Source organism: Lysinibacillus sp. fkY74-1 (assembly GCF_053165895.1).
Genome location: NZ_CP170173.1, coordinates 2,970,961 through 2,996,839, shown reverse-complemented (window position 1 = coordinate 2,996,839; position 25,879 = coordinate 2,970,961). Strand labels below are relative to the sequence as shown.

29 protein-coding genes, 1 riboswitch and 1 other annotated feature are annotated in these 25,879 nt (G+C 36.2%); of the genes, 24 read left to right on the top strand and 5 right to left on the bottom strand.

Annotated elements, in window-relative coordinates; genetic code table 11:
• Position 1: 1 nt before the first annotated feature.
• Entirely contained in the window at positions 2-487 is a 486-nt protein-coding gene (locus ACE1MS_RS14695; protein WP_031416962.1) for a hypothetical protein, read from the bottom strand.
• 3 nt (positions 488-490) lie between these two features.
• Positions 491-949 (bottom strand): hypothetical protein, encoded by a 459-nt coding sequence (locus ACE1MS_RS14690; protein ID WP_012295169.1) that lies wholly within the window; start codon positions 947-949, stop codon positions 491-493.
• Between the two features lie 150 nt (positions 950-1,099).
• Here ACE1MS_RS14690 and rpmG point away from each other — a divergent pair, with 150 nt between their 5' ends.
• From rpmG to tyrS, 5 genes are all read left to right on the top strand, one after another.
• Positions 1,100-1,249: a 50S ribosomal protein L33 gene (gene rpmG / locus ACE1MS_RS14685; protein ID WP_008408521.1), complete on the top strand. Its 150-nt coding sequence runs from the start codon at positions 1,100-1,102 to the stop codon at positions 1,247-1,249.
• Between the two features lie 86 nt (positions 1,250-1,335).
• The gene (locus tag ACE1MS_RS14680; RefSeq protein WP_447402449.1) at positions 1,336-1,929 is read left to right on the top strand and encodes a 5-formyltetrahydrofolate cyclo-ligase; all 594 of its coding nucleotides are present in this window, start codon (positions 1,336-1,338) and stop codon (positions 1,927-1,929) included.
• A complete protein-coding gene (locus ACE1MS_RS14675; RefSeq protein WP_447402448.1) occupies positions 1,922-2,131 on the top strand; it encodes a YqgQ family protein in 210 nt (69 codons plus the stop codon). The genes ACE1MS_RS14680 and ACE1MS_RS14675 overlap by 8 nt, the downstream gene beginning before the upstream one ends.
• A gap of 279 nt (positions 2,132-2,410) precedes the next feature.
• Positions 2,411-4,306, top strand: coding sequence for an LTA synthase family protein (locus ACE1MS_RS14670; protein WP_036162118.1), 1,896 nt, complete (start codon positions 2,411-2,413; stop codon positions 4,304-4,306).
• Between the two features lie 129 nt (positions 4,307-4,435).
• Positions 4,436-4,676, top strand: a binding site (T-box leader).
• A gap of 126 nt (positions 4,677-4,802) precedes the next feature.
• Positions 4,803-6,017, top strand: a complete 1,215-nt coding sequence (gene tyrS, locus ACE1MS_RS14665; protein ID WP_447402447.1) for a tyrosine--tRNA ligase — start codon at positions 4,803-4,805, stop codon at positions 6,015-6,017.
• A 67-nt stretch (positions 6,018-6,084) separates the two neighbouring features.
• Here the strand turns inward: tyrS and ACE1MS_RS14660 are convergent, their stop codons facing one another.
• On the bottom strand, positions 6,085-6,264 hold the full coding sequence (locus tag ACE1MS_RS14660; RefSeq protein WP_031416957.1) for a DUF2759 domain-containing protein: 180 nt from the start codon (positions 6,262-6,264) through the stop codon (positions 6,085-6,087).
• Between the two features lie 168 nt (positions 6,265-6,432).
• Here ACE1MS_RS14660 and ACE1MS_RS14655 point away from each other — a divergent pair, with 168 nt between their 5' ends.
• On the top strand, positions 6,433-7,077 hold the full coding sequence (locus ACE1MS_RS14655) for an MBL fold metallo-hydrolase (RefSeq protein WP_012295163.1): 645 nt from the start codon (positions 6,433-6,435) through the stop codon (positions 7,075-7,077).
• Positions 7,078-7,136: 59 nt separating this feature from the next.
• Here ACE1MS_RS14655 and ACE1MS_RS14650 read toward each other — a convergent pair whose 3' ends face one another.
• Both ACE1MS_RS14650 and ACE1MS_RS14645 read right to left on the bottom strand, forming a co-directional pair.
• A complete protein-coding gene (locus ACE1MS_RS14650; RefSeq protein ID WP_004231035.1) occupies positions 7,137-7,379 on the bottom strand; it encodes a DUF2626 family protein in 243 nt (80 codons plus the stop codon).
• A 117-nt stretch (positions 7,380-7,496) separates the two neighbouring features.
• On the bottom strand, positions 7,497-8,207 hold the full coding sequence (locus ACE1MS_RS14645) for a helix-turn-helix transcriptional regulator (protein WP_012295162.1): 711 nt from the start codon (positions 8,205-8,207) through the stop codon (positions 7,497-7,499).
• 327 nt (positions 8,208-8,534) lie between these two features.
• Here ACE1MS_RS14645 and comGA point away from each other — a divergent pair, with 327 nt between their 5' ends.
• From comGA to ACE1MS_RS14555, 18 genes are all read left to right on the top strand, one after another.
• Positions 8,535-9,554: a competence type IV pilus ATPase ComGA gene (gene comGA / locus ACE1MS_RS14640; protein WP_012295161.1), complete on the top strand. Its 1,020-nt coding sequence runs from the start codon at positions 8,535-8,537 to the stop codon at positions 9,552-9,554.
• Positions 9,529-10,602 (top strand): competence type IV pilus assembly protein ComGB, encoded by a 1,074-nt coding sequence (comGB, locus tag ACE1MS_RS14635; RefSeq protein ID WP_012295160.1) that lies wholly within the window; start codon positions 9,529-9,531, stop codon positions 10,600-10,602. The genes comGA and comGB overlap by 26 nt, the downstream gene beginning before the upstream one ends.
• A 10-nt stretch (positions 10,603-10,612) precedes the next feature.
• Positions 10,613-10,945, top strand: a complete 333-nt coding sequence (gene comGC, locus ACE1MS_RS14630; RefSeq protein WP_012295159.1) for a competence type IV pilus major pilin ComGC — start codon at positions 10,613-10,615, stop codon at positions 10,943-10,945.
• Positions 10,945-11,385, top strand: a complete 441-nt coding sequence (gene comGD / locus ACE1MS_RS14625; protein ID WP_031416951.1) for a competence type IV pilus minor pilin ComGD — start codon at positions 10,945-10,947, stop codon at positions 11,383-11,385. The genes comGC and comGD overlap by 1 nt, the downstream gene beginning before the upstream one ends.
• Positions 11,378-11,695: a hypothetical protein gene (locus ACE1MS_RS14620; RefSeq protein ID WP_012295157.1), complete on the top strand. Its 318-nt coding sequence runs from the start codon at positions 11,378-11,380 to the stop codon at positions 11,693-11,695. Before comGD ends, ACE1MS_RS14620 begins: the two co-directional genes overlap by 8 nt.
• Positions 11,688-12,116, top strand: a complete 429-nt coding sequence (gene comGF, locus ACE1MS_RS14615) for a competence type IV pilus minor pilin ComGF (RefSeq protein WP_447402446.1) — start codon at positions 11,688-11,690, stop codon at positions 12,114-12,116. The genes ACE1MS_RS14620 and comGF overlap by 8 nt, the downstream gene beginning before the upstream one ends.
• A 198-nt stretch (positions 12,117-12,314) precedes the next feature.
• The gene (locus tag ACE1MS_RS14610) at positions 12,315-12,830 is read left to right on the top strand and encodes a shikimate kinase (protein ID WP_099806052.1); all 516 of its coding nucleotides are present in this window, start codon (positions 12,315-12,317) and stop codon (positions 12,828-12,830) included.
• Positions 12,831-12,974: 144 nt separating this feature from the next.
• Positions 12,975-13,068: riboswitch (glycine riboswitch) on the top strand.
• A 264-nt stretch (positions 13,069-13,332) separates the two neighbouring features.
• Positions 13,333-14,436, top strand: a complete 1,104-nt coding sequence (gcvT, locus tag ACE1MS_RS14605) for a glycine cleavage system aminomethyltransferase GcvT (RefSeq protein ID WP_447402445.1) — start codon at positions 13,333-13,335, stop codon at positions 14,434-14,436.
• A gap of 25 nt (positions 14,437-14,461) precedes the next feature.
• Positions 14,462-15,808, top strand: a complete 1,347-nt coding sequence (gcvPA, locus tag ACE1MS_RS14600) for an aminomethyl-transferring glycine dehydrogenase subunit GcvPA (RefSeq protein ID WP_012295153.1) — start codon at positions 14,462-14,464, stop codon at positions 15,806-15,808.
• A complete protein-coding gene (gene gcvPB, locus ACE1MS_RS14595) occupies positions 15,801-17,264 on the top strand; it encodes an aminomethyl-transferring glycine dehydrogenase subunit GcvPB (RefSeq protein WP_012295152.1) in 1,464 nt (487 codons plus the stop codon). Before gcvPA ends, gcvPB begins: the two co-directional genes overlap by 8 nt.
• Positions 17,265-17,394: 130 nt before the next feature.
• Positions 17,395-18,303, top strand: coding sequence for a serine/threonine protein kinase (locus ACE1MS_RS14590; protein WP_447402444.1), 909 nt, complete (start codon positions 17,395-17,397; stop codon positions 18,301-18,303).
• Between the two features lie 553 nt (positions 18,304-18,856).
• The gene (locus ACE1MS_RS14585) at positions 18,857-21,025 is read left to right on the top strand and encodes a transcriptional regulator (RefSeq protein ID WP_207889285.1); all 2,169 of its coding nucleotides are present in this window, start codon (positions 18,857-18,859) and stop codon (positions 21,023-21,025) included.
• A gap of 231 nt (positions 21,026-21,256) precedes the next feature.
• Positions 21,257-21,682, top strand: a complete 426-nt coding sequence (locus ACE1MS_RS14580) for a hypothetical protein (protein WP_012295149.1) — start codon at positions 21,257-21,259, stop codon at positions 21,680-21,682.
• 89 nt (positions 21,683-21,771) lie between these two features.
• Positions 21,772-22,206 (top strand): J domain-containing protein, encoded by a 435-nt coding sequence (locus ACE1MS_RS14575; RefSeq protein WP_207889284.1) that lies wholly within the window; start codon positions 21,772-21,774, stop codon positions 22,204-22,206.
• Between the two features lie 30 nt (positions 22,207-22,236).
• Positions 22,237-22,812: an FHA domain-containing protein gene (locus ACE1MS_RS14570; RefSeq protein WP_207889283.1), complete on the top strand. Its 576-nt coding sequence runs from the start codon at positions 22,237-22,239 to the stop codon at positions 22,810-22,812.
• A 35-nt stretch (positions 22,813-22,847) separates the two neighbouring features.
• Complete coding sequence (locus ACE1MS_RS14565) at positions 22,848-23,375, top strand: FHA domain-containing protein (RefSeq protein WP_036120184.1); 528 nt, start codon at positions 22,848-22,850, stop codon at positions 23,373-23,375.
• A gap of 6 nt (positions 23,376-23,381) precedes the next feature.
• Complete coding sequence (locus tag ACE1MS_RS14560; protein WP_207889282.1) at positions 23,382-24,221, top strand: PP2C family protein-serine/threonine phosphatase; 840 nt, start codon at positions 23,382-23,384, stop codon at positions 24,219-24,221.
• Between the two features lie 32 nt (positions 24,222-24,253).
• Complete coding sequence (locus ACE1MS_RS14555) at positions 24,254-25,864, top strand: PP2C family protein-serine/threonine phosphatase (protein ID WP_243432604.1); 1,611 nt, start codon at positions 24,254-24,256, stop codon at positions 25,862-25,864.
• Positions 25,865-25,879: the final 15 nt, after the last annotated feature.

The window sequence follows — 25,879 nt, the reverse complement described above, 5'->3', positions numbered from 1 at the left end:
TTTATTGTTTTTTACCTGTAATTAATTTCGCAATTTCCTCTAAAGACATGGAGGAATTGACTTCATAGGACCCAATTTGTAAGCTTCGTGCATATTTTGCGTTTGCGAGTAGTAACTCCATTTCAACGCTATTAGAAATAATACCACCGTCTTCAAGCTTTTGGGCGACAATATATGGTGTAATTCCACTATATATTTGCAATGTCATTGTTGTACCATCCGCATTTGTATCTTCTTTAACAGATGGTTCTGAAGAAACAGCAGTAGTAGTTTCTTCAGTAGTATGTACTTGTTTGACTTGTTTTTTCAGCGTAGCAATTTCTTGATTGGCCTGATGAAGCTTATTTTGTAGCTCTTCAACTTGCTGTTGGTTGGAAGAATTTTTTTCAGGTAGTCCAATGTTCACATCAAATCGACTTGCAAGAGCAAGTAAGGCACCGACTAGAAAAATGGCTAGGCCAAATGAGCGAATGGAAGACGTATTCATACATTAACGCCCCCCATTTGCAATCACTTGACGAACTTGTTCTTCTGTTAAATTTGAGCGGATACTAATATCGCCTACTGAAAGTCCTTGTTTATTCAATTCGAGCACCTGACTTACAATTATTTGATGAATCGGCTTTACTTGTGATGGATTAGGCGCAACTTTTGAAGCTTGTGCCGCTTGTTGGACGGCTTGCATGACTTGTTGTACTTTAGGACTTTGGACGCTAGGATTAGGTTTAGGTGTTGAGTTTGATTTTACTTGAAACTCTGGCTCTAATAGTAGCTCTTCCTCTACAATTTTTAAACGGCGCTTTAAATTATTCGTTTCTTGGAAAATGGAGATAGATAATTCTTCGACATCTTTCTCGACTTTTTTCGAGCTATTTTTGAAAAAGAACGATACTATCATCAAAAGAATCCCAAAAATCATTAGTATAATGGATAAATCCAATAGTTTCACCTCGTTGTAGTATGTAATTATAAGATATTTTACCATATGCAAACTTAATATGAAATGAAGGTAGATTTTTTTTCAGTTTGTGTTATAATAGGTTAGTCGTATAAATCATGCTCAAATTTAAATTCTTGATATAGAGTGGGAGGGTTAATGATGCGCGTAAACATTACTTTAGCTTGCACAGATTGCGGCGAACGTAACTACATTTCTAAAAAGAACAAGCGTAACAATCCAGAGCGTCTTGAACTTAAAAAATATTGCTCTCGCGAGAAGAAATACACTCTTCACCGTGAAACTAAGTAATTGCTCATTAAGCCAAAACCACAAGTGGTTTTGGCTTTCTACATTTTATGAATGATTGAGGTTTTACTATATAGGAGGTAGCCTGCATGGATAAAACAACATTACGAAACAAGGTACGAGAAACACTTGCGATGATAAATGAAGAAGTTTATCGCAGACAATCTAAAGCTGTAGTGAAAAGGGTGCTACAGGAACCATATATAATAGAAGCAAATACGATCGGCATTACCATTTCAAATCAGCCAGAAGTCGACACAATTCTTTTAATTGAAGAACTTTGGCAGCTTGGGAAAAAGGTCGCTGTGCCAAAGTGCCACCCCAAAACAAGAGAAATGACATTTTACGCCATTGAATCGTTTGCTCAGCTTGAAACAGTATATATGCATTTGCGTGAGCCTATTCCCGAACGATGTGAGTTAGTTGACGCAAATGAGATGGATATTATCTTGGTACCAGGAGTTGTTTTTGATCGATTAGGCTATCGAATAGGATATGGCGGTGGTTATTATGATCGCTATGTATTAAACTATAAAAAGGGTAAATTGATGTCATTACTTTTTGACGAGCAGATCGTTAATCGTGTTCCTATGGAAGAACATGATTGCCCTGTAGACATCATAGTGACACCGACAGAACGCATTGACTGTCTAGCACATCGAGGAGCGAGCGAAAATGGATAAAATGTTAGATATTTATGAACTCTTGAAAACCTATGGTACTTATATTTATACAAGGGACCCTATTGGCGATTTGATGTTAATGGAGGATGAAATAAAAGAGCTCTATAAAGCGAATGTACTAGACATAAAAGATTACCAAATGGCATTATTACTAATTCGACAAGAAACGACAAGATTTCGTATGGAAGAGAATAAAAAGTAATGTTTGAAATATAATGTAATGGGGTATTGTAAAATTAATGTAACATGTATGTAATATTCTTAAAAACAGTGGGTTTCCGCTGTTTTTATGTTTTTACGAAACTTTTTACAATGTAAAACGTATATATAGATATCTGGTGCATATACGAGCAAGGAGAGTAAAATTTCTAAAAGATATGTGTTGATTATCTGTAAAAAAAGGATTAAGATATATTTTGTTTCAGTAACAAAATGTAAAAAATTATTATTTTTTTGTAAGGAAGTAGGGAGGATGTTAGGAATGAGATCAATAAAGTGGCCTAAACATTCATTTATGATACTAGCAATTATAGCAACTTGGATCAAAACGGTCATTGTTTACCACACGAGCTTTGAGATGAAAATTGAAAATGCAATGCAACAATTTATTTTGTTTATTAACCCATTAAGTTTCTTGCTATTTACGTATGGTTTAGCACTTTTCTTTAAATCAGCAAAAGCTAGAAATCGTTATTTAATTACAGTCAGCATTATTTTATCAATAGTCCTTTACGGAAATGTAGCGTTCTATCGTTTTTATAATGACTTTATAACACTACCGGTATTATTCCAAACAAGTAACTTTAGTGACTTAGGAACTTCAGTAGCAGCCATTGTAGAGCCTTGGGATGTATTGTATTTTGTTGATGTACTTATTTTAATCTTAGCAAATAAATTTATACCAAAAATGAAAAATTCGTTTAAAGTAAATGTGGAATTCCGTCGTGCATTTTTTGTGCTGGCAATCGCTATGTCATTCTTAAACTTAGGTTTAGCTGAAACAGAGCGTCCACAATTATTAACACGTAGTTTTGACCGCGAATTACTTGTAAAAAATATTGGTACGTACAATTACCATCTGTATGATATTTATATTCAAACAAAATCATCTGCCCAACGTGCGCTAGCGGACGGTAGTGAATTAGTTGAAGTAAACAACTATGTTCGCTCTAATCAGGCAGCAGTTAACCCAGAAATGTTTGGGAAGTATAAAGGTCGCAACTTAATTGTTGTGTCTATGGAGTCTTTACAAAACTTTGTTATTAACAATGATATGAATGGACATGAAGTTACGCCATTCTTAAACTCTTTAACAAAAGATAAAGATACGTATTATTTCAGTAACTTCTACCACCAAACAGGTCTAGGAAAAACATCTGACTCTGAGTTTATTGTAGAAAATTCATTGTTTGGTTTAGGACGTGGAGCAGTATTCTTCACACACGGTGGAAATACGTATAACTCAATGGCAGAGCGCCTTGGGGAAAATGGTTACTTTACTAATGTCATGCACCCTAATAATAAATCATTCTGGAACCGTGACATCATGTATCAATCTTTAAAAATCAATAAGTTCTACGATATAGATTCTTATACGGTAGAAGAAGGGCAAGCTGTGAACTGGGGAATGAAGGATACGCCATTCTTAGAGCAATCTGCAGCGTTAATGAAAGATATGCCGCAACCATTCTACTCAAGACTTATTACGTTAACGAACCACTATCCATTTACATTGGATCCGGAAGATATTATGATTCCTGAGTATGATTCGAACTCAGGGACATTAAATCGCTACTTCCAAACGGTACGCTATATGGATGAAGCTTTAAAAGATTTCTTCCAACAATTGAAAGATCAAGGTGTTTATGATAATTCAATTATTGTCATGTATGGTGACCACTACGGTATTTCAGAAAACCATAATAAAGCAATGGCACAATATTTAGGAAAAGATCAAATTACACCATTTGATAATGCATTACTACAGGAAGTGCCTTTATTCATCCATATCCCAGGATCTGACGATGGGAAAGAAATGACTGAAATAGCTGGGCAAATGGATTTACGTCCAACGATTTTACACCTACTAGGCATTGAAACGTCAAAAGATATGCAAATGGGTGCAGATTTATTCTCTCCAGAGCATGAAAACTTCGTAGTGTTCCGTGATGGACGCTTTATCACAGATAAATATGTGTATGCGGGAGAAGCTTGCTATGATAAATCAACTGGCGAAGAAATAGAAGTTGAGCCATGTCAGCCATACGCTGATCGTGCAACAATGGAGCTAGAAAATTCCGACGCCATTATCAATGGAGACCTTCTTCGATTCTATGATGAGAAGACAGGTAATTTAAAACAAGAATCCGTTAAGTAAACAAAGGGAGATCTCGTTATGAGATCTCTCTTTTTACTTTATACAATTGACAAATTTGTTGAAGTGATTATAATTAGTGTAAATATCTGCATAACGAAGATTTGTTTTTCACATTTCGGAGTATAAGAGTCAAAGGCATGGAAAAGAACAAGTAACTTTAATAGAACTGACAGAGAGTAGCCGGTAGCTGAGAGGCGCAAGGGATATTAAAGTGAATACATCTTGGAGCTGCGTACCGAAATTCTAGTAGGCTACGACGGGTTTGCATCCGTAATCATTGCAATAGTATCGCCGCGGCTGTACTAATGGAGGAGTGCTATTTGAGTAGCTCTCGAAAAAAGGTGGTACCACGTTCATTAACGTCCTTAGGATTTAATCCTAAGGGCGTTTTTTGCATCTGGACGTCCTATTACGACATTAGGGCGACAGCAGTCCTTTTAGAAACTCTTATAGATCTTGCAATATTAATTTTTAATATTACAAGGAGATGTTTTGTATGTTTTTAACACCAAAGGAGCAGTTAGCTATTATTAAAAAAGGTGCTAACAAAATTGTTGATGAACTCGAGCTACTACAAAAATTAGAGCGCTCATTTCAAGAGAAAAAACCCTTAACAATTAAGTTAGGGCTCGATCCATCCGCACCAGATATTCATTTGGGCCACGCAGTTGTGTTACGAAAAATAAAACAGCTGCAAGATTTAGGGCATCATGCTGTCATTGTCATTGGCGATTTTACCGGCCGTATTGGTGATCCTACAGGAAAATCTAAGGGACGTGTGGCATTAAGTGATGAATTGGTGGGGGAAAATGCCAAAACATATTGTGAGCAAATTTTTAAAGTGTTAGATGAAGAAAAAACGACTATCCGATTCAATAGTGAATGGTTAGCAAAATTAAATTTTGAAGAAGTTATCCAGCTGGCAGCCACTACCTCTGTTGCCCGTATTTTAGAGCGTGAAGACTTCCAAAAGCGTTACCATCAGCAAATACCAATTGGTATGCATGAATTTTTTTACCCCCTCATGCAGGCGTATGATTCTGTAGAATTAAAAGCTGACATTGAATTAGGGGGAACCGATCAAACGTTCAATATTCTCATGGGACGCACCTTGCAAAGGCATCGTGGGCTAGAAAAACAAATTGCTATTTTTATGCCATTACTTGAAGGGTTAGATGGTGTGGAAAAAATGAGTAAAAGCTTGGGGAATTATATTGGTATCCATGAAGCACCCGAAGTTATGTTTAAAAAAATAATGGAAATACCAGATTCGCTCATTATCAAATATTTTGAATTAGCAACAGATGAGCATCCACTTCAAGTGCAGGCCATTCAAGAAAGACTTCGAATGGGGGAGAACCCTCGTGACTTAAAACTACACTTAGCAGAAATAGTGACAGCCTTGTATCACGGTCACGCTGCTACGATGGATGCAAAATCCTATTTTGAAGCTGCTTTTCAAAAGAAGGTTATTCCAACTAACATTCCTACATTGCTACTTGAAATTGATAAAGAACGAATAGAGGATATCATTCCGCAATTAATTTCTATCCATTTTATTCAGAGCAAAAGTGATTTTTTAAGGCTCATTAAGCAAAATGGGGTTTCCTTGAATAGAGAAAAAATTGCTGCGGACGATCTATCTCGCGTATTAATGAATGAGGATGTCCTACAAATTGGTAAGAAGAGATTTCTAAAATTAAATAAGTAAAATCAGATAATATTCAAGAAAAAAAGAGCAATCTCAAATCGAGACTGCTCTTTTTTCTGTCTAAATTTTAGTGTAATTTTGGTGGGTAACCGCTATGAACGATTGTCATGATGACAAACCATCCAAACACGACAGCACTTAATAAGTTGAAAACAACGCTTAAAAGGTTCTTTTCTTTAATTGCTTGGAATGTACCAACTACAGCTAAAATCGCTACTAGACCAAAAATAACCATTAATAAGTTCATTAAAATAGACACTCCTTTCGACATCAGAAAATGAATGTCGTAAACAATATTCCTCCTTAATTGTAAACGTTCTACCTGTTTTTGTCGAGAACTAATATAGCGCAAACTATGAACATTTATCGTCAAATTGTGGCAAAGCCTGTATAATAGAAAAATGAGGTGATATCTATGATGAACGTACGAAGTTTTTCTCTTGGTCCAGTCCAAACGAATTGCTATATCGTATCGAATAAAGACAAAGAATGTATCGTTTTTGATCCAGGTGAAGAAGCGGAGCGTCTTCTTAAAACAATCCGTAGCAATGGCCTAAAGCCGCTAGCCATTTTCTTAACACATGCACATTTTGACCATATTGGTGCGGTGGATGCGGTTCGGGAAGCATTTAATATACCTGTATGGATTCATGAAAAAGAGGTCAGCTGGCTAGGAGATCCAGAAAAGAACGGCTCTAGTAAATATGCTGCATTACCAGATTATAGGGTAGCTGCACCTGCTCAAGACACTATCATTAAAAAAGAGCAACAATTCGAAATAAGCAATTTTGTTTTTCAAGCAGTATTTACACCAGGACATTCACCTGGTAGCATTTCTTATGTATTTGAAAAAGACGGCTTTGCGATTGTGGGAGACACATTATTTGAACAGGGCGTAGGACGGACGGATTTAATTGGTGGGTCCACCAAAATATTATTAGCATCTATTCATGACAAATTATTAACACTACCTGAGGATACAATCATTTATCCTGGTCATGGGAATTATACAACTGTCAGTGCAGAAATGGAAACTAATCCGTTTTTAAATGGGTTTTAAAATACCAATGCCCATAAAAAAAGCGTATCTCGTAAATGAGATACGCTTTTTTAGTTGTATTAATGACCGCCACCAGGTACGTGAATGAATGTTGTATAGTACGTGAAGCCAGCGAAGAATACAGTTAAATATGCTCCGAAAATGTACATGTACATACGTTCTGAAAGGTTTAAGAAGCCTAATAATAAGAATAAACCTGTATTACCTAAGAATAATAGCGATACCTCGTTCATACCACCAAGGTAGAACATAACGGCAAAAATACCTGTCCAGAATGCCATAACTTTATACATATTATCCATGAAATTTCCCCTCCTTTTGCCCACGACACAATAATCTCTTACTCATTATAAATGATATGAAAGGTGTCTGTAAACTGGAACTTATGCGTCTTTGTGACAAACAAATGGATTTTTTAACTAGCTTTCGATTTCTGTCACGTTTATTTCATATTTACATAAATCACAATTATGTATCATACTCTCAATTTGTACAAATTCATTGTTTGAAAATAACGCATCTAACTGCCCTTTTAAATAGGATTCATGTAAGGAGCAGACTATCTCCGAATAAGTTGTAAGTTGCTCTTGGAATGGACAATTGAAAATGGAGAATATCACCTTTTTGCCATGTTCTGTTTGTTGAATTTGTGGAACATAGCCAATTAATGCGGCATTGTCAGTTAATAGTTGAAGCTTCTCGTCGAAGGAAAGGGAATTATTGATGGTCAATTCAGCGTTCATATTTTGTTTCATTTGCTGATAACCATCTTGATAGCTAATTTCCTGACATTTTTCTAAGACAGATGGTCCAAGCTCTTCCACTAATTGAATCGTCCATTTCAGTAAACGGTCTTCATCACGTCTAGGAAATGATAATGATACACCTTTCTCTGAAGCCTTATACACACGGCCAGGTCTTCCACCCTTACCTGTTTTCACATAGTCTGCGGAAATAATATTAATTTCTGAAAGCTTTGTTAAATGAAGTCGAGCGACATTTGGATGGATGCTAAACTGATCAGCAATATGTTGGACGGTCACTGTTTTTTTCTCTTGCAATATGTACTCATAAATAGAGTATCTTGTTTCATCAGCTAAAGTGCTGGTAATTTTCAATGGATGGATCATATGCTTCACCTCATTAGTTTTTTTATAAAATTATGTTCGTCTACCAAGTGTTAGGAAAATAATCATGTTCATTCTATTATATTCCATTATTGAAAAAGATACAGTTCATTTCGACATAAATATTAATTTTTTCATGTATGTAACTTCTTTTTTAGTGGGAAATTGCACTTTATCCACATTTCTATAGCAAAAAACATGAATGATGGGAAATTTTATAACAAATTTTTATTTTCAGAAAAGGGCTTTTCTCGTAGGAAGATCCTATTTATACTAGGAAATAACGAATAGTGCGGTCATATTCGAATGAACTAGAAAAGGGGTGCATATATGCAGAATTTTGAAATAGTCGTTGAACAAAAATGTGAGCAACTTTTACTAAAAGCCTATCATTTTGGGGCAACCGATTTATTATTGGTGCCAGGCAACGTGAATTATCAGGTCTATTTTCGTAAATATGATAAGCTGCTTCACGCAGGTGAACTTCCCAACGATCTTACGGAACGGATGATATCCTATTATAAGTTTCTTGCACAATTAGATATAAGTGAGCGTCGTAAGCCCCAAAGCGGCTCCTTCCAAAAGGCGATGGAACAACAGCCATATGCTTTTCGAGTATCTACACTGCCTTCCGTATTTTTAAAAGAAAGCCTCATTATCCGCTTGCTTCTCCAAAATCATTCTTTTCCACTAACTTCCTTATCTTTTTTTAAAAGCTCAGCTTACAAATTAATGGAACTTGTGCAAAATCGACAAGGCCTTTTGTTTTTTACAGGGGCGACAGGCTCTGGTAAGTCCACTTCTCTCTATTCCTTAATACATTACTGTTCTACAGAATTAAATAGGCATGCAATTTCCTTGGAAGACCCAGTAGAAAATAACCAAGCAAATTTACTTCAAATTCAAGTGAATGAACGAGCAGGCGTTACATACGCTTCGGGATTAAAAGCTATATTAAGGCATTCACCTGATGTAATCATGATTGGAGAAATTCGTGATAAAGAAACAGCAAAAGTTGCAATCGAGGCAAGCTTGACAGGGCATTTAGTCGTTTCAACCATTCATGCGAAGGATTCTCTTAGCTGTCTTTACCGTTTAATGGACTTAGGGGTATCAATAGATGAGATTAGGCAAACTGTCATCGGTATTGTTGCCCAAGTTCTTTTTCAGTCTTCAGATTTACAGGACGAACGTCGTGCGTTGTACGAGATTTTATCGGATGTTCATCTCAATCAGGCCATAACCGCTATTCAAAATAAGGGGAATTTTCGACTACCCCACGAATTAACATTAAAGGGACAAAAAGAATTAGTGGAGAGCCATTATGCTGCTACAAACATATATCGGTAAATTCCAATTATATTACAACAGAGCTACCAAGTGGCGTGTAAAGGAGCAAGCAAGATTTATTCAACGTTTATCTGTATTAATGCAGGAGGGCTATTTATTTCCACAGGCTATGTCGATGCTATTACCTCATCATATAGAAGATCATGAAATTATTCAGCAACAAATTAATGAAAAACTAAGACAAGGGGAGGGGGTAACAAGCATATTGGAAACATTACACCTTGCTAAACATCATCTAGTAGCGATTAAAGTGGCAGAAAACAACGGGCGTATGCTTGATGTATTAAAAGGTGTGGCAAAGCAAATGATTGTCAGTGAGCAGACAAAGAAAAAGCTAATCAAATTGCTTATCTATCCTGTCATGCTAATTTCATTTTTATTGATACTATTTTTTATATTCCGAACAATTTTCTTGCCTAATATTGAAAAAATGGTGTCAAGCCGTTCGATTGAAGGTGAGAAGTCAAGCTTGGCTCTATCTAAAATATTACTGCATGTCCCCGATTACGTGATGCTAACATCTTCGATTGTGATAGTCAGCTTATTAATAGTACATTTCTTTCTTAAGCGCCAACCCATTCCTCTACAACTATCAATACGATTAAAAATCCCGCTTTATCAATTCTATATTCGATTGTCGTGGACAAGACAATTTGCTGCTTATTTAGGGAGTTTACTACAGAGTGGTTTTTCATTGCAGGCTAGTCTTCAAATTCTAGAGGAACAATCCTTTCAGCCTTTTCTACAGTATTTGTCGCGGCAAATTAAAGAAAGGGTAATCTTTGGAGAATCATTGACGCAAGCAGTACAGATTGTGTCTATTTTTCACAGGGATTTTGCTACTTTTGTAGAGCATGGAGAACAAAGTGGTTATTTAGGGAAGGAACTTACTTTGTATAGCGAATTACTAATGGAAAAGCAGGAGCTTCTATTGCATAAGTTACTAGCCTTCATTCAACCAAGCTTTTTTATTGTTATTGCTATATGTATTCTAGCCGCTTATGTTAGTTTACTATTACCAATTTATCAGATGATTGATTTAGTTTAGGAGGAGCAAGATGAAACAAATCAAACAACAAAATGGCTTTACTTTAATCGAAATGCTGATTGTTTTGTTAATTATATCAATCCTTATTTTAATTACAATTCCAAATGTTACGAAGCACTTTGCTACGATTGATGAGAAGGGCTGTGCGGCCTATATTAATATGGTGCAGGGGCAAGTAGAGGCCTATAGAGTGGATTTTATGACATTTCCGACCCTTGAGGATTTAGTGAAGGAGGGCTATTTGAAAGAAAATGAAACAACTTGCCCTAATAAAGAAGAAATAGTCATTACGATTAAAGGAGAGGTACGCTTAGCAAATGCTGATGCAGGTACTCAAGGATAATGAGGGAGCGACAAAATGAGTTGGGCTTTACGATTCTCGAAATGCTAATTGTTTTATTCCTTGTTATGAGTCTAACAGCCATTGTGAGCAAATTTTCTATAAAATTAGCGGAGTCAAAGGAATTAGACCGTTTTTTTACACAAATTCAACTAGATATTCAGTATATTCAAACCTATAGCATGAACCAGCGACAATATATCGCGATGAAATTTGAAAGCTCTACAAGGCGCTACGTTATTCAAAAAGATGCTTTTTCCAATCTATATGTCCGACCCTTTCCAAAAGGAGTTGAATTTTCCCCCGATGAGAGCTCTATTTATACGATTGTTTATAATATAAATGGCAATGTCAGGTCCGCTGGCACTATTGCCTTTCACACACCACAGGGAAAGAAAAAGGTCATCATTACATTAGGGCGAGGGAGAGCAAGAATTGAATGAATCAGGCTATTCTTTTGTTGAATCGATTTTGGCTATGGGTATCTTAATGTTACTTTGCGGCTCCTTATTGCCCATTAGCTACACGATGAAAACGAATCTTATGAATAAAAAAATGGAAATGATTGCAGCTGAAACAGCTTACGAGGGCATGAAGCTATTTCAAGCTGTACAACAAACTGAGGGCACAAGAATCATTGAAGAAGTTGAGTATCAATGGGTGTTTAATGGTGAAGAGATTTGTGTTCGTTTTCACAATATACTCAAGCAACGACAAAAATGTATTCTCCTTACAGGTAATAGCAATGAATAATGAGAAGGGCTATACCTTACTAGAAGCGTTGTTTCAATTAATTGTGTTTGCGCTTATTTCTCATCTTTTTGTCCTAATTATGCTGTGTTATGCTGAAATGACCTCAACTATGCAATCGGATGAACAGGCGAAATGGGAGCTGTTTGTGTATGATTTCAATAAAGGTCTAAAGGATATTTTAGCGTTCTCCGTACGAGAGGATCAAAAAAGAATATCTTTTCAGACTAGGGAAACAGTCCACTATATTGATTGCTATCGTACTATTATTCGTGAACAAGTAAATGGAGGACATGTTCCCATGCTAAATGGCATTCATAAATGTCACTTTACCTATAGCGAAAATAGGCTGACTGTGTCGGTGGAAATGCCTAGTGGTATGAAAAAGGAGCGAACCTTCTATGTGCCAATTATTGAAAAATGACAGAGGGGCTATATTTTTAATCGCAATTGCATTATTATTTCTTGTAACTACTTTTCTTCTTGCGTATTGTATGTCATATGAAATGCAATTTCGAACTTATGACGGGCTCGAAAAATTGAATGTTAAAGCTACGATAAATTTATTGGGACAAATTTTGTCAGACAGTGTAGAATCGTAGTTATAAGAAGGTGATTCGAATTGCGAAAAATATATTTGGTTGGTTTTATGGGCAGTGGAAAAAGTGCTTTAGGAAGACGTTTAAGCTTTTTATTAAAGATGCCATATTATGATATGGATCATGAAATAGTGAGACAGCAAGGAATGTCCATCCCGCAGATATTTGAAAAGTACGGAGAGGCCCATTTCCGAAAAATAGAAACAGAATTTTTGAAAAGTTTCCGTGACGAGGCTTGTATTATTTCTACGGGCGGTGGAGTTGCGATCAATGCTGAAAATCGAAAAATTATGAGGCGTAGTGGCTTAGTATTTTTTTTAGATGCTTCGTTTGAGGATATTTATAAACGAGTTCAGCATGATCCCAATAGACCAATCGTACAAAGTTCGACTAAAGAGGAGCTAGAAAATCTGTATCATTACAGGAGAAAGTATTATCGTGATGCAGGGCATATTCAGGTCTTGACAGAGGGCAGAACCATTCGTCAAATTTTAGAGTATTTAGTGTTTCAAGTAAAAAGGCTTAAAAACGAACGATAAATAATTAACAGCCGCTTAATGTTCGTCTTTTATTATCTTTTAAAAAATGATTGCCTTTTCAATGCATTTAATGTTAGGATATAGACAAATAAGTAACTAAATGTTCATTGAATACTAAATAGTACCAAGATGTATCTTGGGCGGATGATTGTACGGGGAGAGAGCGTGGTTAGACGCCACCGAAGGAGCAAGTAGCAATGGCTATGAATCTCTCAGGTAAAAGGACTCGTATAAGACGCAACTCTGGAGAGAGCTGTAGTATAACAATAGCAGCCACCAAAGGGGAAAGCCGACTAATTGGCAGTATCAACCATGCGAGTTAGTCTGGTGTAACTTTCAGGTGCAAGGACAGAGAATCCCGAAAAGGGGTTCGTCTGTCTTTTTTTATGTCTATAGGTACTCTGTAAAAGCTTTACATTGCCGAGTCATGACTGTACCAATACAAAAAGCAGACGAACTACTACCAGTAAAAATGTAACTAACAATAAGGGGGCAAAAAAGAATGACGAGTGAATTAAAACGTACACCTCTATTTGAAGAATACGCGAAATACGGTGCTAAGACGGTTGACTTCGGTGGATGGGAATTACCAGTTCAATTCTCTTCTATTAAAGATGAACATGATGCAGTACGTAATCGTGCGGGATTATTTGATGTATCCCATATGGGTGAAATTTTAGTAACAGGTCCCGATGCATTAAATTTTTTACAAAATCTTTTATCCAATGATGTTTCAAAAATAGCTACTGGCCAAGCACAATACACAGCTATGTGCTATGAGAACGGCGGTGTAGTCGATGATTTACTAACGTATAAGTTAGCTGATGACCACTATTTATTGTGTGTGAATGCAGCTAATATCGAAAAAGATTACGATTGGATGCTGGAAAACCAACATCAATATGATGTGACAATTGACAATCAATCAGATGCCTATGCACAAATTGCCCTACAAGGACCTTTAGCAGAGGAAGTTCTTCAATCCTTAACTTCAACTGATGTTAGTGCTATTAAATTTTTCCGATTCCAAGAGAATGTAGAAGTCGCAGGACATAAAGTACTAGTTTCACGTAGTGGATACACAGGAGAAGATGGCTTCGAATTATATGGAGCACCCGAAGACATTAAAGCATTATGGGGTAAAATTTTAGATGCTGGTCAAGACAAAGGTGTTGTCCCTGCAGGTCTAGGCTGTCGAGATACACTACGTTTTGAAGCGGGTCTGCCACTTTACGGTCAAGAATTATCAGCAACCATCTCTCCTCTTGAAGCAGGTATCGGCTTTGCTGTGAAATTAAATAAAGAAGATTTTATTGGTCATGATGCATTAGTAGCTCAGAAGGAAAATGGTCTTCCACGCAAACTAGTCGGCATTGAAATGATTGATAAAGGGATTCCACGCCATGGCTATAAGGTGTTTAAGGATGGTAAGGAAATTGGTGAAGTTACAACAGGAACACAGCTTCCTTCCTCAAAACGTAATGTTGGTCACGCGTTAATTGACAGTCAATTCGCAACAATCGGAAATGAAATGGAAATTGAAATCCGTGGAAAGCAACTAAAAGTAGTTACAGTTGAAACACCGTTTTATAAGCGTTCAAAATAATAGTTGAAAAGAGGGACCTACATTTATGAAACATCGTTATTTACCAATGACGGAGCAAGACCAAAAAGAAATGTTAGACGTAATCGGTGTATCCTCAGTTGATGAATTATTCGAGGATATTCCAGAGAAAGTACGTTTTAAAGGCCTTTATGACATCAAAGCAGCGAAATCGGAATCTGCTTTATTAAAAGAGTTAACAGCACTTGCTGCTAAAAATAAAGACACAAATGCGAATGTATCATTTTTAGGTGCTGGCGTTTATAACCACTATAAGCCAGTAATCGTGGATCATGTTATTTCTCGTTCAGAGTTCTATACAGCTTATACACCCTATCAACCTGAAATCTCACAAGGTGAGCTTCAAGCTATTTTTGAATTCCAAACAATGATTGCAGAGCTTACTGGTATGGATCTTGCCAACTCTTCTATGTATGATGGAGGTACAGCATTGGCTGAGGCAGGGATGTTGGCAGCAGGTCATACACGTCGTAAGAAAATTTTAGTATCTGAAACGGTACACCCAGAATATCGTGATGTTGTGGCTACATATGCCTACGGTCAATCTATTGAAATCGTAACAATTCCACATAAAGATGGTGTGACAGATATTGCAGCTTTAAAAGAGCTGATTGATGACAACACAGCAGCAGTTATTGCTCAATATCCAAACTTCTTTGGCCAAGTTGAGGATATTCAAGTAATCGGGGATATCGCGCATGAAGCAAAAAGCTTATTCGTTGTGTCGTCTAACCCACTTGCCCTAGGTATTTTAACTCCTCCAGGCAAACTAGGTGCTGATATATGTGTAGGTGATGCACAAGTTTTCGGTATCTCTGAAGCATTTGGTGGTCCACACTGTGGTTTCTTTGCAGTCACAACTAAATTAATGCGTAAGGTACCAGGACGTCTTGTTGGTGAAACAGTCGATGGTGAAGGTCGTCGTGGTTATGTATTAACCCTTCAAGCGCGTGAACAACATATCCGTCGCGATAAAGCAACCTCTAATATCTGTTCGAACCAAGCGCTTCTTGCACTTGCAGCTTCTGTAGCGATGACAGCTCTAGGGAAACAAGGTATTCGCGAGATGGCTACACAAAATATTGCGAAAACACGTTATGCAAAAAATGCCTTTGAAGCAGCAGGCTTTACAGTAGCATTCCAAGGTGCACATTTTAATGAAATCGTAGTGAAAACAAATAAATGTGTGAAGGAAATCAATAAAGGCTTGATTGAAAAAGGTATTATCGGTGGATATCCTTTAGGTCAAAATTATGACTCTCTTAAACATCATGTGCTAATCGCAGTGACTGAATTACGCACAAAAGAAGAAATTGATGCACTAGTTGCAGAAATGGGGGCTCTTCATGCATAACGAAAATCAAACACTCATTTTTGAAATTTCAAAAGAAGGCCGCGTTGGCTATAGCTTAGAAGCGCTTGATGTACCTGAAGTAGATTTAGCAGATGTATTACCTGCCAATCTAGTACGTTCAGAGGCAGCAGAATTACCTGAAGTATCTGAGCTTGATATCATGCGTCACTACACAGCACTTTCTCGTAGAAACCATGGAGTAGACTCTGGCTTCTACCCACTTGGCTCTTGTACGATGAAATATAATCCAAAAATTAATGAAGCGGTTGCTCGTTTTTCTGGCTTTGCCAATGTTCACCCACTGCAGGATGAATCAACAGCACAGGGTGCTATGGAGCTCCTTTATGATCTACAAACGTCGTTAGTGGAAATTACTGGGATGGATGAAGTGACATTACAGCCAGCAGCAGGCGCGCATGGAGAGTGGACAGCATTAATGATGATTCGTGCTTTCCATGAAGCAAATGGAGAAGGTCATCGTAACAAAGTTATCGTCCCTGACTCTGCTCACGGAACTAACCCAGCTTCAGCAACAGTAGCAGGCTTTGAAACAATCACTGTTAAATCCGATGATAATGGCTTAGTTGATATCGAAGACCTTCGTAAAGTCGTTGGTGCTGATACAGCTGCATTAATGCTAACAAACCCGAATACGCTTGGGTTATTTGAAGAAAACATTATCGAAATGGCAGAGCTTATTCACTCTGTAGGCGGGAAAGTTTACTATGATGGCGCAAACTTAAATGCTGTTATGAGTAAAGCACGTCCTGGCGATATGGGCTTTGACTGTGTGCACTTAAATCTGCATAAAACATTTACAGGTCCACACGGTGGTGGTGGTCCAGGTTCAGGTCCAGTAGGCGTAAAGGCAGATTTAATTCCATTCCTACCAAAGCCAGTCCTTGTAAGAACGGAAGAAGGAGCATACCATTTCGATTACAACCGTCCACAATCTATCGGACGAGTAAAACCATACTATGGTAACTTTGGTATCAATGTGCGTGCTTATACGTACATCCGTACAATGGGTCCAGATGGCCTAAAAGCTGTTACGGAATATGCTGTATTAAACGCCAACTATATGATGCGCCGTTTAGAGCCATTCTACGATCTTCCATATAACCGACATTGTAAACATGAATTTGTTTTATCTGGTCATCGCCAAAAGAAATTGGGCGTTCGTACACTAGATATCGCAAAACGTCTGTTAGACTTTGGCTACCATCCACCAACAACATACTTCCCATTAAATGTGGAAGAAGCGTTAATGATTGAGCCAACAGAAACAGAATCTAAAGAAACATTAGATGCATTCTGCGATGTGATGATTCAAATTGCGAAAGAAGCAGAAGAAAATCCATCCATCGTTCAAGAAGCACCACATACAACAGTCGTATCTCGTCTTGATGAAACACGCGCTGCTCGTACACCAGTGCTGCGCTATCAAAAAGCTTAATATTGTAAAACCGCTCACTTTTTTGGTGAGCGGTTTTTATATGAATATTTTAAGTAATGATAATATTTACATAAAAATCAATTAATTGTTATAATTCCCTTGAGATGGTTTGTGAAAGGAGGAGATTAAAATGCAAACGACATCGTCTGAATTGAGTTTACCAACGAATAGTCTATTAAATAATACATACAGAGTCAAACACCTTCTTGCAACGAGTAAATTATCATTTGTTTATATAGCTGAATACATAAGCACTGGAGAAAAAATTATTATAAAAGAGTTTTACCCTTTAGAGATTGCTTTACGAGATTTGGATAACATATCAGTAATCAATCGTTTACCCTCTACAAAGGAAAAATTTCAGGAATTAAAGGAGAGATTTCTAAGTGAAGCTTGCATGCTCCAGCAATTGAACCATCAACATATTGTTAAGTATAGACAGCATTTTTTTGAAAATGGCTCCGTTTATCTTGTTACAGATTATTATGAAGGAGTTCTATTGGAGCAATATATACATACATATTCTATTCATGAAAGGCATCATCTATATGAAGAAGTATTCCTTCCCTTAATTGATGCCATCTCGTATTTACATAGTAAAGGCATTATTCATCGGGATATAAAGCCGAATAATATTATAATTGATGCGCAAGGGAAACCTCGCTTATTAGATTTTGGTTCAGCAATTTATTATAAAACAGTAGAGAAATATCCAATATTTACTACACCAGGATATTCACCTATTGAGCAGTATTCTATTAAAGGAGAGCAAGGCATTTATACAGATATTTATAGTTTGATGGCAACTTTTTACTACGCATTAACGAATGAAGTTCCACTAGATGTTTCACAAAGAATAATCGAAGATAAACTTGTAAATGTGAGAAAATATAATAGAAAAGTGAGCATTCCTATGTCATTAACTATTTTATGGGGCTTGCAAGTGCAGCATAAAAAAAGATGTTCTTCTCTTTCTTTTATTAAATACATCATTATTCTGGAAGGAAAGTTCAAATGTCTAAAGAACTATTTTAAGTAAATTAATTCTAAAAGACCAAAATTACTATATTTTCAATACTTTTTATTCATTTTTATCTTCAAGTGATAATACTCGAAAGAACGACTTAGGGCCTAATATCAAAAAGACCCTTAGTTGTTTTTTTTATAAAAAAATACGATTTATCCACTATTTTCCTTATAAATATCATAATTATTACCATGTGATTTTTTTAATAAAATATATTTAAATTGTTTTTTCTTACAATATATTCTATAGAAAATATTGACATTGATTTTATGTATTGTATAGTTACTTTTGTGATACATAAAATCATTAGTGAATTCTGTATAAAAAATGCATAAAGTTGGATTAGAGTTTCTCGTACATAGCTTAGTACATCATTGTTTTTATTGTAAAATTTTATCTTAAATGTATATATTGACTTAATTTAAGTGTCTAAATGTTCTTTTAAGATGCTCGGTTCAAGTAGTTATACAATTCTAATTCTGTATTTTTTAAGCACTAATGTTTATGCTTACTCGAAATTCGTTATCTAAAGGAGGGATGGCTGTAGTAATATGCAGCCAAATGAATGGAGATTATTAGTCAAACGAACAGAACAATGCTCTTTGAAGAAATAAACCCAGAAAAATTGGATTTAATTACGCTTGTTGGCGATGTAAAAGGAATCGACAGCCTAAGTGATGAAAAGATCAAGGAAATTAGTCAACATCTTCTTGTAAAAAGCTTCGACGAATTTTTAGATAAGTTTTCACCTACCGTTTATTCATTTTATAACGCGGCAAATCAAAAGGTTATGTATACCTTGAAAAAGCCAGACGGAATTCAAGATGATTGTATATCTGAAATAGCAATCGACCAAAATAATGATTTTTTAAAAATGTTATTTACGCTCATTGATACAAAAAGAAGTCAGGGCATTACCAATGTAGATTTTAAATTTGAAAATTTACTAGACATGATTTCACCTAAAAAAGTCATGGATGATATTCGCCAAGTTCGTAAGGAAATTCATTACCTTTACAGTGAGTATGACAAGCTGGATGAGGGAGATCCGAAAAAATTAGATACTGGTGACAAGCTAAATCTTATGTTTGAAGTAGCTAGTAGAAACTACAACAATGTAATGGCGATGCTGCCTTTAGCAATTGAAGATATTAAAACAAGATTATTATTAGGGGCTAGTCAAGACGAGGATGAGTCCGAAAAATTACAAATAGGAACGCTTACTATTGGTGATAATGGTGAATTGAAAATTATTGAGGCACCTCAAACGAATAGTGCAGAACTGATGGTCATTGAAGAAAATAGTAATTACGGCTTGAGTACAGTTTTCGAAGAAGACTATGAGGCTATTACAGAATCGCCGTCTTCCTATGTAAAAGATTTAGTTGTAAGAACATTCTCACCTCTACCAGCTGTAAAAGCCGAATTTGATGTTGAAACAGAAGTTCAAAATTACAATACATACCTGGAGTTCTATAAGGATGCAAAGGATGAATTTGTAAAAACGGTCAAGCCTTTAGTCGAAAAGCTATTAGGTGTCAAAATGTACTTCGATCAATATGCTACGAAAAATAAAGGTATGCAGCCGTCATTATTAGTTACAAACACGAAGCTCGATATGCTTGTGAAAAGTAATAACCTACCAAGATTACGCACGTATTTAAATACGGTTAACGCTAAAAATGATTTTACAGATACTGTATGGTATGGTATTGTACCTGCTCTTGAATTAGAATCTTCTGGAAAAATGAAAGTTAGCCGATCAAGATTCAAAGGGAATGAAAAGGTTACAAAGCAAGAGGGTAACACAATGGAATCTTTATCAATCCTCTTAGATACGGTAAAAGATTACAAGGTACAAATTTTCTTTAACTTTATGGCTGAAGAGGAAACTACCTTTAACGGCATCGCAACTGCTGGGATTGATCGCCTAATCGATAAATGCTCGGTTCTTGTCAGAAAAGAATTTAGTGAGTTCGCGATACCATGCCTACCAAACTTTACGATTATTCCAAAAGATAAATCAGGCGTAGTTATTGATACGAGAATGCATACTACCGAAAATGGAGCTCGTCTATCGAAAGAAAAGGAAGATATTTTAAAGCTTTGGATAGAAGGCGTTTATGTAGGTGCTAGCTATGTAGCAGCAGGTATCGTTTCCGCCTACCAATGCCCAGAGTATTTAAAGGAATCATTTAAAAATGTAAAACGTAATTACCCTGGAGTTCGATTTGATATTGAAGCCGGAGACAACTCACTTAGAGCTGTAACGACGATGGCGAAGGAAATTTCAGGTTTTACGAATAATATTAAAGACGCTATTAACAGCAGAAGCTTCGGTTTTGTATTCTCTTCCGAAAATGCCCAACTACAGGATAAAGATATTAGACGTATTACTGTTTATAAAGCAAGAAGCCTAGCGATGGAAGAAGATGGATTCGATTCAATCTATAAAACGCAAGTTAGTACGTATATTGAAAGAATACTTCGATTCCAATCTGGTGACTTTAAGCACGAGAATATCGTTCGCTTCTTTAGTAATAATCCAAGTAGTCAAAAAAGTAAGTGGCTCAATGATAAAGGTCATGTAAACTCTATTATTCATGATGGAGATGATATCGGCTACATCATTGATGAGAAAACAAGCTTATGTCAGATCGATCTTGTGTTTAACGGTAATGTTAAAAATCTTGAGGTCACGATTACTAAAGGGACAAGTGCTGTTAAAGCCTAACAATTTATTTATCGCAATTTTCAATTATTTAAGTAGGGTGTTTAAGATTTATCATTTATAAATCTTTTAACATAAATATGAATCGAGCGACTAATTGCTGAAATGGAAAATATTACATATTTCATAGTGTCAGTTTGAAACATGGCACTGTGAAATGAATAGTTGTACCAAAATTTATTTCATTAGCACAGTTAGAAGTTACGATTCAACAAAATTTAGGAGGTACTGAGCATGGGTTTTGTATTAAAAGTAGAAGGATCAGAAGCAATTGAATTAGGGTTAGAAAGCATTATGACTGTCGAATATGAGACAGATACACCGAACGATTCTAACGCTCGCTCTACAGATGTTGGGGCAACTTTAAAAGTGAAAGGTAAAATTTTAACTGCCACTGATGGTGATAATTCTGATGACACGATGAAATTAGGATTATGGTCATTAGTACCAGCTGAAAAAGCTGATTGCTACCGTAAAGTGACACTTGAAGTGATCTCAGCTGATCAAGTGGTTAGAAAAATTCATTTCCCAAATGCTTTCGTTGTGGACTATACAGAAAGATATGGTGACACTGAAGGTATTGGTGAATTCTTCTTATTCATTAAACAAAAGAAAGACAAAACAGACTTGGCAAAAATCGAGGGCGGCTACGCTGTCTAAGATTGCAGCACGATAAAACACTACTATATCTAAGGAACTTTTATAGTTCCTTAGATTATTTTTAATCATCCTAAATTGGGGTTGAAAACATGAAAACGCATTATGAAACATTAGGTATAGACCGAAATGCAACACAAGAGCAAATAAAATTAGCTTATCGGAAGCTTTCCAAAAAGCATCACCCTGATGTGAGTGGTGGAAATCAAGAGTCAGAGAAAATTTTTTTAGAGGTTCAAGAGGCATATAAGGTACTTAAAGATCCAGCGCTGAAAGAAACTTACGATGCCCGTTTCGATGGCAAAGGTACCAGCTGGCAAAATGAACATCAAAATGAAAAGCATTCAAACGGACATCAGTCTACAGAGAAAAAGCCAGATTTTAATATGAATAATATTGAAAGAAACTTTGAACATTTTTTTGGCTTCAATCCTAAAACAAAGGAGATGTCTTCAACGCTTCATAAACAATCGAAGAAAAATCCACTGGATACAACGGATTTATTTGAACGCTTTTTTAATAAATAAGCCATGGCAAAAAGAGAGGAGCGTGATTATATGTATGAGCCATTTTCAGCTGAAGCTTACAGTGGAAATACACGAAAAAAAATGTTTATAAAAATTATCGATATCGTTATTGTCACAATTGCCTTCTTTTTCATTCTATATGTTTTTGTAATGAATCAGGATGTCCTTTTGAAATTTGTTATTGGGACGGTAATAGTCATACTTGCCATTATTTATATATCGCTTAAATACGAAGCAAAGGCAATCACTCAAGTGATGGCTAAGAAGGACATTTCAAAGCTTGTTCTTCTTAATGAACGTGGAGTAGAAATAGATGAATGGGAACTTGGCGATCATATTTCATTGCTTATTGGAAAAAGTTCAGCTGAACACAAGGCGGATATTGATTTAAGTGGAACAGAGTATGAATCTCTTGTGAATTATGAGCATGCGGTACTAAATTGTGTAGCTGGAATTTGGTATTTAGAGGATATAGATTCGGTTAATGGTGTTGGCTTAAAAAAAGCGAATAAGCGCGTAAAAAATAGATTAAAACATGAGATTCCTTACCCATTAGGTAATGGAGACACAATATACATAGCGAATACGCGAATTTTGGTTAAATAGAGAAAAAATTCGTAACAAAGATGGGGGATATCGAAATGAGTTTGATTAGATGTACAAATGGTCATATGTTTAGTTCAAGGAGACATCGCAATATTTGTCCTTACTGTAACGTGATGGTGGAACAGGAGCAAAGACAAAATAGTCCTTCCTCACCTGTCATTGAAGCAGATGATAAAACATTGCCTTACTTAGGAGAAATGGATGGGATAGATCCTGTAACAGGATGGTTAGTTTGTATTGAAGGGCCGCAAATGGGTAGAGATTATCGTATCTTATCTGAAAAGAATTTTATAGGTAGAGCAGAAGATATGCATATCCGCATTGCAGGGGACAATTCCATCTCTAAGCGAAATCATGCAGTCATTGTGTATGATCCTAAAAAACGTAATTTTTACTTACTGCCAGGAGATGCATCAGGATTAGCCTATCTGAATAATGAGGCCGTTTATACACCAACGGAATTAGCAGCCTATGATGTGATACAGCTAGGGAGAAGTATATTTTTATTTATTCCACTTTGTGGTGTTCACTTTGAATGGGAAAATAATCAAAGTGAGGAATGATGACATATGGACCAAAAGTTATTGCCGTACATAATTACCTTAATCTTTATCATTGTCCTTATCTTGTTACTGCTAATAAGAAGTATACTTGCTCAAAAAATGGATAAAGGGAAAATTTATATTGGAAATGGTCAAACAATCGGAAGACGTGATGAGCAGGATGATTATTTCTCAACTGCCGAAACGACATATGGCACAATCGCGGTGCTTGCAGATGGAATTAGCGGCTTAGCCAATGGTCGGATGGCTAGCACGATTGCAGTGACAACCTTCATAGAAGAATTTAAAAAGCTTAGTAGCTTAAATAATCTACAAAACTTTTTTAAGGAAGCTGCTATAGCAAGCAATCATATGATTGTGGAAAACTTAAATGGCTCCAATGGAGGAACAACATTAGTCACGGCCGTTATTGATAGTGAAGGCTATCTTCATTGGGGGGCAGTAGGGGATAGTGTTCTCACGATCTTTAGAAATGGTGAATTTCTAAAGATTAACCAAAAACATATTTTTGAGTCAGTTTTAACCGAAAGATATATTTCAGGTGAAATTTCGCAACTTGAGGTGCAGGAAAATCCTCTAAAAAAGAGATTAATCAATTATTTAGGATATACAGGCTTTAAAAATTTGGATACAGGAAATAATCCGATTCAGCTAAATAGAGGGGACAAGGTATGTCTTTTTAGTGATGGAATCTATGATGCTTTAACGGAGGTTGAAATGGAAAAAATTCTCTCTCAGCAAGCTCCACCCTATGATTTAGCACAAAGCATGATAAAAGCCGTTGAACAAAAACGCTTAAAAAATCAAGATAATGCTACCATCGTGATTTTAGAAAAAACTTGGTGACGATGAATAGGGAATAGAGAAGGAGGAGACGTATGAGAAAGGAAAATTGCGACTTTAAAACGGGCTTTTTATCTGAAGCAGGGTCCTTTCTGCAAAATAAAGACTATTTTGCCTATACAGAACTTGACGATGTAGCTTGTTGGGTAGCTGTAAAGGGCTTGGATGCAGATCAGGAAATTAGTAGTGCAGAGCTTGCCGTAAAGGCTATTTTGGAGAAGTTTATGGAAAAGCCAGCTATGTCAAGGAGAGCTATCAATAAATACCTTAGACATGCACAAATTATACTACAAGCGCAAAGCTTACGAGTAAGATTAAAGGCTAGTATTGTCATAGTTGTTTCCGACTACTCAAAAATGATTGTTGGAGTAGCGGGGAATTCGCGACTGTATCACTTCCGAAACAGTACATTAACCTATAAAAGTACAGACCAAAGTTTAGCACAGGAAATAGTAAACAGTCAGAACCGTTCATTAGATATTAGCCAGCATGAAGAAAGAGGGAATTTGTTGAATTATCTAGGTAAACCAAACAAATTTCAACCCTTTGTGTCTAAAAAGATGAAGCTTACTGATGGTGATGTCCTATTACTTTGTACAGCTGGCTTTTGGGGAGATGTCAGTGAGATTGAGATGGCTGACGCTTTGGAAGGTGTCAAAGATTCTGAACAATATACAGATTTGTTGGAAGAAATATTGTTGAGTAGACAAAGAAAAGTTGTAGAAAATTACACGGTTGCTGCCATATTTGTGAACAAGGTGTATCAAGAAACGAACAAAAACAAGATGAAGTATATAAAAATGATTGCTGCTGCATTAGTTTTAGCCTTGGTTGTAGGTGGCGGCACGATTTTTTATCAAGTAAAACAAGCAAAAAAATTAGCAGAGTTAACAGTCGAGATGAAGGACCATGAAAAGAGTGGAAATGTTTACTTTCAAGACGGAAATTATGATGAAGCATTACTTGAATATAGTGAGGGAAGAAATGCAGCAAAAAAATTAAAAGATCCTATACATAGAAATTTACTAGCTAGAAAATTAAGAGTGACACAACTAATTATCAATGGTGATAAATCAGCGGAAACTGGAAAATTTACAGAGGCATTAGAACATTATGAAAAAGCTAAAAAAGAGGGAAAACTCATTAATGGATTTGGTAAGGAAGAAGTAGAGCAAAGAATTGCCAACATGGATTCCGTTGTGGAGATTGTTGATGCTATAAAAGATGCAGATTTTCGTTTTGAGGCAGAGGACTACAATGGGGCTTTAGCCATTTATGAGAAAGCTAGAAAAAAAGCACTCGCCATTTCATTTACTGGAGAGACACAAATTAAAACAAAAATTGAAGATACAGAAGAAAAAATAAATGAATTGAAGAAGGCTCAAAAAGAATTAAAGGCAGAAGGGTTAGAAAAAAGTGGGGATCAGAGCTATGCCCGTCAGGAATACGTTCAAGCGATAGAGTCCTATACGCTTGCGCAGGAAATTTATCAAGAAACAGAATTACTGGCAAAAGTTCTTGGACTAGAGAGAAAAATTATGAATGCAAATGATAAATTAAACCCTGTACCACAGGTTCAACCAGCAGATAGTGCACTTCCTAATGAAGCAGAACCTCCAGTAGATGAAGTAACTGATGCCAGTTAGCATTCAAATCCTGAG

What these genes read in the sequence shown, in the direction of transcription:
- ACE1MS_RS14565 (WP_036120184.1), top strand. Translation starts at nt 22,848, where the DNA reads ATGAGTTTGATTAGATGTACAAATGGTCATATGTTTAGTTCAAGGAGA.
- rpmG (WP_008408521.1), top strand. Translation starts at nt 1,100, where the DNA reads ATGCGCGTAAACATTACTTTAGCTTGCACAGATTGCGGCGAACGTAAC.
- gcvT (WP_447402445.1), top strand. Translation starts at nt 13,333, where the DNA reads ATGACGAGTGAATTAAAACGTACACCTCTATTTGAAGAATACGCGAAA.
- gcvPA (WP_012295153.1), top strand. Translation starts at nt 14,462, where the DNA reads ATGAAACATCGTTATTTACCAATGACGGAGCAAGACCAAAAAGAAATG.
- ACE1MS_RS14675 (WP_447402448.1), top strand. Translation starts at nt 1,922, where the DNA reads ATGGATAAAATGTTAGATATTTATGAACTCTTGAAAACCTATGGTACT.
- ACE1MS_RS14590 (WP_447402444.1), top strand. Translation starts at nt 17,395, where the DNA reads ATGCAAACGACATCGTCTGAATTGAGTTTACCAACGAATAGTCTATTA.
- gcvPB (WP_012295152.1), top strand. Translation starts at nt 15,801, where the DNA reads ATGCATAACGAAAATCAAACACTCATTTTTGAAATTTCAAAAGAAGGC.
- ACE1MS_RS14670 (WP_036162118.1), top strand. Translation starts at nt 2,411, where the DNA reads ATGAGATCAATAAAGTGGCCTAAACATTCATTTATGATACTAGCAATT.
- ACE1MS_RS14580 (WP_012295149.1), top strand. Translation starts at nt 21,257, where the DNA reads ATGGGTTTTGTATTAAAAGTAGAAGGATCAGAAGCAATTGAATTAGGG.
- comGD (WP_031416951.1), top strand. Translation starts at nt 10,945, where the DNA reads ATGAGGGAGCGACAAAATGAGTTGGGCTTTACGATTCTCGAAATGCTA.
- ACE1MS_RS14585 (WP_207889285.1), top strand. Translation starts at nt 18,857, where the DNA reads ATGGAGATTATTAGTCAAACGAACAGAACAATGCTCTTTGAAGAAATA.
- comGF (WP_447402446.1), top strand. Translation starts at nt 11,688, where the DNA reads ATGAATAATGAGAAGGGCTATACCTTACTAGAAGCGTTGTTTCAATTA.
- ACE1MS_RS14555 (WP_243432604.1), top strand. Translation starts at nt 24,254, where the DNA reads ATGAGAAAGGAAAATTGCGACTTTAAAACGGGCTTTTTATCTGAAGCA.
- ACE1MS_RS14650 (WP_004231035.1), bottom strand. Translation starts at nt 7,379, where the DNA reads ATGGATAATATGTATAAAGTTATGGCATTCTGGACAGGTATTTTTGCC.
- ACE1MS_RS14645 (WP_012295162.1), bottom strand. Translation starts at nt 8,207, where the DNA reads ATGATCCATCCATTGAAAATTACCAGCACTTTAGCTGATGAAACAAGA.
- ACE1MS_RS14575 (WP_207889284.1), top strand. Translation starts at nt 21,772, where the DNA reads ATGAAAACGCATTATGAAACATTAGGTATAGACCGAAATGCAACACAA.
- comGB (WP_012295160.1), top strand. Translation starts at nt 9,529, where the DNA reads ATGCTGCTACAAACATATATCGGTAAATTCCAATTATATTACAACAGA.
- comGC (WP_012295159.1), top strand. Translation starts at nt 10,613, where the DNA reads ATGAAACAAATCAAACAACAAAATGGCTTTACTTTAATCGAAATGCTG.
- tyrS (WP_447402447.1), top strand. Translation starts at nt 4,803, where the DNA reads ATGTTTTTAACACCAAAGGAGCAGTTAGCTATTATTAAAAAAGGTGCT.
- ACE1MS_RS14655 (WP_012295163.1), top strand. Translation starts at nt 6,433, where the DNA reads ATGATGAACGTACGAAGTTTTTCTCTTGGTCCAGTCCAAACGAATTGC.
- ACE1MS_RS14680 (WP_447402449.1), top strand. Translation starts at nt 1,336, where the DNA reads ATGGATAAAACAACATTACGAAACAAGGTACGAGAAACACTTGCGATG.
- ACE1MS_RS14660 (WP_031416957.1), bottom strand. Translation starts at nt 6,264, where the DNA reads ATGAACTTATTAATGGTTATTTTTGGTCTAGTAGCGATTTTAGCTGTA.
- comGA (WP_012295161.1), top strand. Translation starts at nt 8,535, where the DNA reads ATGCAGAATTTTGAAATAGTCGTTGAACAAAAATGTGAGCAACTTTTA.
- ACE1MS_RS14560 (WP_207889282.1), top strand. Translation starts at nt 23,382, where the DNA reads ATGGACCAAAAGTTATTGCCGTACATAATTACCTTAATCTTTATCATT.
- ACE1MS_RS14570 (WP_207889283.1), top strand. Translation starts at nt 22,237, where the DNA reads ATGTATGAGCCATTTTCAGCTGAAGCTTACAGTGGAAATACACGAAAA.
- ACE1MS_RS14695 (WP_031416962.1), bottom strand. Translation starts at nt 487, where the DNA reads ATGAATACGTCTTCCATTCGCTCATTTGGCCTAGCCATTTTTCTAGTC.